The sequence below is a fragment of the Streptococcus sp. SGI.013 genome (assembly GCF_050315295.1).
GTDB classification, from domain to species: domain Bacteria; phylum Bacillota; class Bacilli; order Lactobacillales; family Streptococcaceae; genus Streptococcus; species Streptococcus porcorum.
In genome coordinates this window covers 1-1108 of sequence record NZ_JBNPOS010000074.1, presented here as the reverse complement: position 1 = coordinate 1108, position 1108 = coordinate 1, and the positions used below count along the sequence as shown (strand labels likewise).

Genomic DNA, 1108 nt, shown 5'->3' with positions numbered 1-1108 from the left:
CGCACATTGTCAAGTCAAGTGCAACAAGTTCATTGATAACTAGAGATCCAGAGGTTAAGCTGTCTGGGCTAGCCCAAACAGAAATTTCGAGGATTGATATTGAAGAAGTCGTCTGGGGCGCTCATTGATGGCAGTGATATACTTGTCCAGTTCTTCAGAGGTTAGTGAATTAAGTGAGACTCCTTTAGGGATATATTCTCTGAGGAGTCCATTGAAGTTCTCGTTTGTTCCTCTCTCATGTGAAGAATAAGGATGTGCAAAGTAAACATCAACGGCTTCCAGGTCTGAGAGTAAACTAAACTCCGCACCATTATCTGCTGTGATGGATGCAATAGGATATAGACTGGTGAGATGCCTTACAGCACTATTAATGGTGTGGGACTGTTTGTCTTCTAGCTTAACGCCCAGTGCATAGCGTGTCTGGCGCTCTACCAAGGTCAAAATAACTGCTTCACCTTTGGTTTTCTTGCCAAGAACTAAATCAATCTCCCAATGCCCAAATTCAGAACGGTCATTGATACACTCTGGACGTTCTTCGATAGACTTACCTAAAGTCTTCCGATTCATCTTCGTGACTTTCTTAGAACGTTTTCTGATACTAACCATCTTAGGCAGATCGATTGGTTTAATAGCTAACAGCCCCTCTTTGATATAACGATAAATCGTTTTGGTAGAGGGTACGACTTCTTCAGAATGGCTTGCTTTATAAGTCTGAACAAAACTATCTACGCTATGGAGACGGACGTTAGCCTTCAAGGCATCTCCTAATTGTTCAATGAACCTAGCGGAGCAGTCATTCAACTTGAGATAAGAACACTTTCGGCGATTGGTCTCATATACACGTTGTCCACTATCAGCGAAATAGGCGCTGAAATAAGTTCGTTTCCCATTTTTATCCTGTACCTGATCTACTGAACCACGTTTGATTTCTCGACAGATTGTAGACCGGTGACGACCCAGAAGCCGAGCGATTTCAATTGGTTTCTTTCCCATTTTAAGATAAGCTGCAATTTCACCACGTTCTGTGGCTGAGAGATGAGAATAGGATGAGTTTCTGGTAGAATGAGTGTTGGACATGTTCATCTGCTTTCTATACTGAGTTGGGGAA

1 protein-coding gene is annotated in these 1108 nt (G+C 42.4%); it reads right to left on the bottom strand.

Going from position 1 to position 1108, the window contains the following annotated elements; genetic code table 11:
• Positions 1-54 precede the first annotated feature (54 nt).
• A complete protein-coding gene (locus ACQRDX_RS09320; protein WP_162841140.1) occupies positions 55-1077 on the bottom strand; it encodes an IS30 family transposase in 1023 nt (340 codons plus the stop codon).
• Positions 1078-1108 lie beyond the last annotated feature (31 nt).

What these genes read in the sequence shown, in the direction of transcription:
- ACQRDX_RS09320 (WP_162841140.1), bottom strand. Translation starts at nt 1,077, where the DNA reads ATGTCCAACACTCATTCTACCAGAAACTCATCCTATTCTCATCTCTCA.